Source organism: Neolewinella aurantiaca, assembly GCF_008014675.1.
GTDB lineage: Bacteria > Bacteroidota > Bacteroidia > Chitinophagales > Saprospiraceae > Neolewinella > Neolewinella aurantiaca.
In genome coordinates this window covers 121808-129040 of record NZ_VOXD01000014.1, presented here as the reverse complement: position 1 = coordinate 129040, position 7233 = coordinate 121808, and the positions used below count along the sequence as shown (strand labels likewise).

Annotated in this window: 1 protein-coding gene; it reads left to right on the top strand. The window is 54.1% G+C overall.

What is annotated here, in order from left to right; all coding sequences use genetic code 11:
• The first annotated feature begins 90 nt into the window (after window positions 1-90).
• Entirely contained in the window at window positions 91-7221 is a 7131-nt protein-coding gene (locus tag FUA23_RS10825; protein WP_147930760.1) for a cohesin domain-containing protein, read from the top strand.
• The last annotated feature ends 12 nt before the right edge of the window (window positions 7222-7233 follow it).

Genomic DNA, 7233 nt, shown 5'->3' with positions numbered 1-7233 from the left:
AGCGATCAGAGCGGCGAATCGCTTCCGGACAATACTGTACTCGCAACCATTTGCTTTACCAACGAGACTGCTTCGACTACCGTAATTGAAGTGGCTTCGTTACAGGTAGGAGATACCGACGGAACCGTTATCGGCCCAATTGGCAACGACGGTACGGTAAACGCCGCCGGTTGTAACGGCGGAATGCCAACCTGTTCGGATGGTATCCAGAACGGTAATGAAACCGGCGTTGACTGTGGCGGCCCCGACTGTGCGGCTTGTCCGACGGCAACCTGTAGCGACGGCATCCAGAACGGTAATGAAACCGGTGTTGACTGCGGAGGCCCCGACTGTGCGCCGTGTGTGGCCGCGGAATGTGGCGCTGGTTCCAGCCAGTTCAACCTCTGTATCGAAGATGCCTGTAACATCCCGGTCAACGGTGCTTTTTGCCTCGATGTAACCGTAAGCAACTTCACGAATATCACCGGACTTCAGTTCGAGTTGGAGTACCCGGCTGCGAACCTGGAGTATACGAGCTTTACTTCTCCGTCGGCACTTGGTACCGCACTGCAACTCAACGAGAATGCAGATGGCGACATCAGAGCTATTTACATCGATAGCGATCAGAGCGGCGAATCGCTTCCGGACAATACTGTACTCGCAACCATTTGCTTTACCAACGAGACTGCTTCGACTACCGTAATTGAAGTGGCTTCGTTACAGGTAGGAGATACCGACGGAACCGTTATCGGCCCAATTGGCAACGACGGTACGGTAAACGCCGCCGGTTGTAACGGCGGAATGCCAACCTGTTCGGATGGTATCCAGAACGGTAATGAAACCGGCGTTGACTGTGGCGGCCCCGACTGTGCGGCTTGTCCGACGGCAACCTGTAGCGACGGCATCCAGAACGGTAATGAAACCGGTGTTGACTGCGGAGGCCCAGACTGTGCGCCGTGTGTGGCTGCGGAATGTGGCGCTGGTTCCAGCCAGTTCAACCTCTGTATCGAAGATGCCTGTGACATCCCGGTCAACGGTGCTTTTTGCCTCGATGTAACCGTAAGCAATTTCACGAATATCACCGGGCTTCAGTTCGAGTTGGAGTACCCGGCTGCGAACCTGGAGTATACGAGCTTTACTTCTCCGTCGGCACTTGGTGCCGCACTGCAACTCAACGAGAATGCAGATGGCGACATCAGAGCCATTTACATCGATAGCGACCAGAGCGGTGAATCGCTTCCGGACAACACTGTTATTGCAACCATCTGCTTCACAAACGAGACGGCTTCCCCTACCGTGGTAGAAGTAGCATCTTTGCAAGTAGGAGATACCAACGGAACGGTTATTGGCCCGATTGGTAACGATGGAACCGTAAACGCAGCGGGTTGTAGCGCTGGTGGAGACAACTGTAATGACGGCATCCAGAACAACGGAGAGACCGGCATCGACTGTGGAGGGCCGAACTGTGCTCCCTGTGAAACCTGTAATGACGGCATCCAGAACAACGGAGAGACCGGTGTCGACTGTGGAGGACCCAACTGTACGGCTTGCCCGGTAAGCGAATGTGGTGAAGGCACCACCGACGTGGAAATATGTATAGGAAGTGTTTGCGCGGACGCAGGTACCACAGTTTGCGTACCAGTAATGGTCGGTAACTTCGACAACCTCGGCGGCCTGCAGTTCTCATTGGAATTTGCTGTGGGTAACCTCAATTACGCCAGCTTTACGGCGCATTCCAGCCTGCAAAACGGTGCAACGGCCGGCAGTTCTGCAGATGGCGTTGTAACGTTGGTATGGAACGACCCGAACCTTACTGGTGTAAGTCTTGACCCTACTGAAATTGCTTTTGAACTCTGCTTTGATGTTGAGAACACTACTGCCACCCCGCTTACTTTCCGGAATCCCGGAACTACCCTTCGGGTATTCAACACTGTGGGCGGCCGGCTACCGGCGGTTACCAGCCCCGGCGCGGTAAACCAGAACTGTGGTACTACCTCGACTTGCTCGGATGGTATTATGAACGGTAGTGAAACCGGTGTTGATTGTGGTGGCCCCGACTGTGCTCCTTGCGGCGGCATGACCGGTGGGGATTGCGGTGCAGACACCGACGCCTTCTCGATTTGTGTAGGGCAGGCTTGTGATGTTGCGCTTAATGGTCAGGCTTGTGTTGACCTCTTCGTGGGTAACTTTACCGATATCGTTGGTTTTCAGATGGATATTTTCTATCCCGGAGCTAACCTCGAATTCGAAAGCTTCTCGTCATCTGTGCTGGGCTCAGAACTTCAGGGCAACGACGTATCCGACGGAAATATCCGCCTGGTATTCTTTAATGCAGATCTTTCGGGGATCACTGTCGAAGATGGAACCTCTATCGGTACAATCTGCTTTACGAATGAGACCAGCGGAACAACAATCCTCGACGCAGATAACCTGCGGGGAAGTAACACCACCGGAATGTTCTCCGTACCGGCCCCGGTTGCGAACGACGGAATGGTAAACGGCTGCTCCGCCGAGCCTAGCTGTACGAACGGAATCAAGGATGGCGACGAAGAAGGCATCGATTGTGGCGGCTCCGACTGTGCGCCCTGTGTTACCTGTAACGACGGCATCATGAATGGCGATGAAACAGGTGTTGATTGTGGGGGCAGCTGTCCGAATACTTGTCCGACGGGCGTTTCTCCCCGCTTCAATGTCGGTAGTGGCATGGCCGCTGTCGGTGAAGAGGTTTGTGTGAACATTGCGGTTCGTGACTTCACTAACCTCGGTAGCGTTTCCATGACGCTCAACTACGACGCCTCTGCGCTGAGCCTGGAGTCTGTAACCGGCAACTCAATGCTCGCCTCCTTCGGAGCTTCCAACATCAACACGAGTACACCAGGGCAGGTGGTTATCAACTACACTGCTCCCTCGCCACAGACATTAAGCAACGGTCAGGCTTTCGTTACGGTTTGCTTCACCCTGTTAGACGGAGACCCCACAAGCGTAAACCTGACCAACATTAGTGTTACCGACGGTGGCGGCAATACACTCACCACAACGACCAACCCCGGCACTATTCAGGGAACGGTGAGCTTCGACAATCTGACCCTCGTGGCCGGAAGTGGTGCTGGTGCAGAAGGAACCGAAGTCTGCATTGACGTTACTGTATTCAACCTTACAGACCTCGCCAGTTTGCAGTTCGCGATCGGCTACGATCCGGAAATGCTCTCGTTCACCAGCGGAATGGGAACAGGAGAACTTTCTGGTCTTCAGGTCGCCAATCCTGAGCCGGGAATTTTGCGGGCAATCTGGTTCGATCCTAACGTAGGGAACAATTCCGTTGCGGATGGGAACAGCATCGTGAACGTATGCTTCAACGTCTTGCAGGAGTGTGAGACTTCCATCGAGATAACTGACGACCTGCCTTCCTTCCGGATCCGGGCCGCAGGCCCGGACAACCAGGCCATCGACCCGATCGACCGTGTAAGTGGTACCATCAATGCCGGAGAAACAGATTGTGGATCCGGCCCACCCCCGAACCTGGTTCTTTCTCTCGGATCGGCTTCCGGGCTAACGGGAACCGAAGTGTGCGTCAACTTACCTGCGACCAACTTCACCAACCTGACCAACCTGAGCTTCTCGCTTACTTATGATCCTTCTATGGTGACGTTTGCTGGGTCAACCAACTACGGCTTGTCCAGTATTTCTGCAGCAAACATTACCTCCCCGAGTGCCGGTACGGTGGTGTTCAACTGGACCTCTCCTTCCAGCTCGGGAGAATCGATCCCCAACGGGAACTCTGTTGCAAGTTTCTGCTTTACGGTAGATCGCGTGGCGGTTACCCCAATTAATTTTGCGAACAGTCCCGCAACGATTCTTGCGCGCAACGGCAGTAACCAGGCCGTAGGAGTAATTCCATCCGGTGGTGCAATCAACCCGGATGCTCCAACCACCGACGGGCTTACATTCCAGATTGGCTCGGCTCAGGCTGCAATTGGAGACGAAATCTGTTTGCCGATTATCGCTTACGAGGCAATCGATCTGGTGTCTTTCCAGTACACCATCAGTTATGACCCAACTAAATTAGAGTATATCGGTACACGACCAGACTACGCCTACCCCGGGTTCTCCGATGGTGCAGTAAATAACTCTCCTCCCGGTATTCTACGGGTTGCGTGGGCCGATAACCTGGCGAACGGAACTACTGTGCCCGACGGGTCAGCGGTATTTACGATTTGTTTCCGGGTACTTTCTACCGACCTTACGCTCGTCACTTTCAGCGACGCTCCCACGCCGATAGAATTTGAAGACGTAAACGACATTGTTGATGACTTTACCCTCCTCAACGGTCAGGTGAACGGAACAACGGCCCCTGTAATCATCAGTTCTACCCTGAATGATCCGGTTTGTGCAGGTGGAGCCGATGGCTCCATTTCCCTCAACGTAAGTGGAGGAACAGGCCTCACCTACGAGTGGTCGCCCAACGTATCTAACTCCGAGACCGCTATTGGTCTGTCGGCGGGTACATATTCTGTAACCATTACGAACGGAAACGCAACAACTGAAGACTCTTTCACCCTGACTGATCCGGGGCCCTTCGCGATTGAAGTTGCCAGCGTAAGCGGCGTAAGCTGTGCGGGCGAGGAAGATGGTCAGATCACTATTGCTACCATTGGCAGCAACGGACCTTTCCTCTTCGACTGGAGTGAAGGCAGCGATGGGCAGGGCGTTAACCAGCAAACTGGTCTGGACGGCGGTTCGTACTCCGTGACGGTAACCGATCGCTTCGGGTGTGCGCGCATCCTGAACAACATCATGGTGGGTGAGCCGTCTGTTCTCAATATTGCAGGTTCGCCCTTCAAAATTACGAGTGATACTCCGGGCGGAGTTACCATCGAAGTTACCGGGGGCAGAGCTCCTTTCACTTATTCCTGGACCGGGCCTGACGGCTATACCTCTTCCATGGAGGATATCAACGACGTTACGGAAGCGGGAACATACTGTCTCACCGTTACTGACAATAACGATTGTGAGGATATGCAATGCTTCGGCATCATCCGGGACGTGGAAATTACGTCTACCATTATCGATCAGGGATGTTTTGGCGAAGACAATGGTTCCATCGACATCTCGGTGACCGGAGGAAACGGTGCTTATAATTATGTCTGGAGTATGAACGGAACAACGATCTCGACCGATCAGGATCTGAGCGACATCGCCCCCGGCGACTACCAGGTAATAATCACCAGTGGGGAGTGCCAAACCGCCCAGACCGTTACCGTAGATACTCCGGAACCTATCCTAATTCCTGGTACTGTTACGGCGGCAACATCAGGAGACAATGGTGCCATCACCCTGACTCCTTCGGGAGGAAGCCCTCCGTATACTTTTGTCTGGGACGACGGACCTACCACTCAGAACCGTACCGGACTTTCTTCCGGTCAGTACTGCGTAACTGTGATGGACGACAGCGGATGTACCGTTTCACGGTGTTACACTGTTACTTCCGCGCAGGCCAGCATCCTGAGTGTAAGCACAACAGCCACGTCATGTTCAGATTCTGACGACGGCACCGTTGTGATCTTGATCAGCAACGGTGTAGCGCCGTTCGCCGTACGAATCGCTCCGCTGGGAACTATGGAAACCTTCACTGATGACAACATCAGCCTGGAACTGGGCGGAGGTACCTACACCATCTTTATTACCGATGATCAGGGAGCAACTCTGGATACGGTCGTGACCGTAACGACACCGGAAGCTATTTCGGCAACTCCTGTTGTTACTTCAGATACAGAAGCTGCCGGATGTTCCGGCATGATCAGCCTGACAATTGGCGGTGGAACGGCTCCGTATACTGTCGTTTGGAACGATGGAATGACGGGAGCAACCCGCAGTTTGCTTTGCGCAGGTGTATACACCCCGACCATCACGGATGCCAATGGCTGTACGTTTGAGGCCGAATCAGTAACCGTTGGGAGAATAGACGAAGAACTCGTTGCTGTCAGCGATGTAGCCTGTGCCGACGGAACCGAAGGAGGCATCGACGTCAGTATTACCGGAGGAGTAATGCCGTATACCTTTGCCTGGACCCGCGTCGGCGCCGCTGAAGTCATCTCTACCAATGAGGATCTTATCGCTTCCGACGTGACCGATGGCGTAACTGCAGGAGATTACACCCTGACCATCACCGATGCAACCGGTGCGATGCTCGTTAAGAATTACTCCGTTGGGATTTCTTCCGGATTCAGCGTTTCCGTTAGTGTACCGTCTGACTACAACGGCTTTGACGTAAGTTGCGCCGATGCCGCCGACGGCCGCATCGTAATCGTGATCAGCGGACAGGGAGACTTCATGTACGAGTTCCTTCTGGACGGTGAAATGGTAGGTGTGGACAGCGTGCTGACGAACGCGGTGGCTGGGGTTTATACCGCCACGGTAATTGACGCCGGAGGCTGTGAAATCAACCGGACGATTGAAGTTACTGCACCTCCTGCCCTGGAGTTGAACGAAACGATTACCCCCATCAGTTGCGGGAGCACAACTGACGGCAGCATTTCAGTTGCAGCCGAAGGAGGTGTGGGGCCTTATGCTTTTACCTGGTCTACCGGAGCGACTACCTCCCGGATTTCCGGCCTGGGGACGGGCACTTACGACGTCACCGTTACGGACGGTAACGACTGTAGCAGCACCGAGTCTTACTCGTTGGCTGCACCGGAAGACCTGGCAATTACCTTCGAAGCCATCGATGCAACCGAAGGGTGTAACGGCAGCATCCGCATCCTCCCGCTGGGCGGAAGCGGGAACTACCGCTATACTTTCCCTCAGCTGCCTAACCAGGGCGATGATCCGTTTGCCGAAGGGCTTTGTCCGGGTGTTTACACCATTGAAGTTACCGACGATAACGGCTGCCAGACCGTGTCCATGACGGTCGAGATTCTTGACCGCCGTTTCCCCTGCCTGAGTGCACGCGACGTAATCACGCCGAACGGAGACGGCCTCAACGAGGCCTTCGTGATTACCTGTTCCGATGGCGTTGAAGCCATCAACAACAACCTTCAGGTATTCAACCGCTGGGGACAACTCGTGTACCGGGCGACCGATTACGACTGTAGCGACGACGACCGTGGCCTTAATTGCTTCGAAGGGATGACCAACGACGGTACTTTCCTGCCCGACGGCCCTTACTACTACATTTTTGAGTTCACGAATATGCTCGGTGAAGAGATGCAGCAACGCGGTTCTTTAACCATCCTTCGTGACTAACTTTTACTTTTC